1 protein-coding gene is annotated in these 1,304 nt (G+C 30.8%); it reads right to left on the bottom strand.

Features of this window, described 5'->3' with window-relative positions; translation table 11 throughout:
• Nucleotides 1-275: 275 nt before the first annotated feature.
• Nucleotides 276-1,058 (bottom strand): lincosamide nucleotidyltransferase Lnu(H), encoded by a 783-nt coding sequence (gene lnu(H), locus BP92_RS0113750; protein ID WP_026726551.1) that lies wholly within the window; start codon nt 1,056-1,058, stop codon nt 276-278.
• Between the last annotated feature and the right edge of the window lie 246 nt (nt 1,059-1,304).

Here is a 1,304-nt window from a genome sequence, read left to right as displayed (position 1 = left end):
TTTATGAATATCGTAATTGTAAATAAAAAAAATATTATTTTTAATAAAATGCTTTTTCTCATACGTTATGTTTTTTAAAGGTTTCTGCCAACGTTTTGGGTATTGCCGAAGGCGGGGAAATCGAAGCGATAAGTTTCGATTTTGCACCGAGGCGAGCCAAAACGAATTTTTATGAGATAAATTTAAGAAAAAAAACGAATAAAATTCGTTTTTGGCGGAATAGTAGGGCAGAACCTTGAATTTAGCTCTTTAGCCCCGCTTTTGGCAATACCTTGTTAGCGGTAGTTTTTTCTTATTTCGTGTAGGATTTCGTTCAGTTTTGTTTCAATATTTAGTTCGTCAAATAGTTTCTCCGATAAATTTAATGAGTTTTCAAAAGCTAAAATTATGTTTTTAGGATTTAAATCCGATGTTATTGTTTTATACGCAGAATACCAAGTCATATCAATATCCTTTTCAAGACTTTTAGTCGGACTTTCCCAATGTTGGGTTTTGTTTATTCTTGCTCTAATAAGCCAGAGCAAATATTTCTGAACGTTTGATAAACTATGATGAGCGTGAGCAAATTCCTCTCTCTTAATTAAGTTACTTGTTGTCAGTACAACATTCAGTAATGATTGACTTAACCACAAGATGTTTTCATTTGTTATTCTTTCGGGCGATTTCGTTTTGATTTGATTAAGCGTTTTCGTTAAATGTCCGTCTTTGTCGATTAGGTTCATTTGGTCAAAATCGCTAAATGTAACTATTCCGTCCCAAGATTTGATAATTTCAATTTCCTCTGTTTTTAAAAAATGAAATTCTCCTCTGACCAAATTCTCAAAAATAGCAACTTCGGTTCCATATTCATTTATAAAATATAAAGCCACAGGATGAATTTGATTTACCCATTTTTCTGCTGAGAAATTTTCTTTATTTTTTACAAAGATGTAAAATTCGATGTCAGAATATTTGTCTCCTTCGTTTTTGGTAAATGAACCATACATAAAAACAGCGGAAATATTTTCGTCTTGTTGAGCTATAGATTTTGTTTTGTTAATCATTTGTAACTGTGTCATTTTTTCTAATTTTTAAAAGTTAATAATAGAAAATTCCATTACTTTTTGAAAGCAATGAAAAGGTTTAAGTTTATATATTTTGGACAGTTACTTATAGCTTCATCGGATTATATTTTTTTATGTTCAACATTCTGTTTGGTAAAATTACCGCTAACGTTCCACGGCTTGTTTTCAGGTGGCAAATTCAGCACCAAGCCGTTACAAATATAAACAAAAGTTTAAATTTAACAGCGTCGTGTCAAAAAT

This window comes from Flavobacterium sasangense DSM 21067 (assembly GCF_000686885.1).
In the GTDB taxonomy this organism is placed as follows: domain Bacteria; phylum Bacteroidota; class Bacteroidia; order Flavobacteriales; family Flavobacteriaceae; genus Flavobacterium; species Flavobacterium sasangense.
The sequence above is the reverse complement of the archived record's forward strand: the minus strand, read 5'-3'. Positions and strand labels throughout refer to the sequence as shown.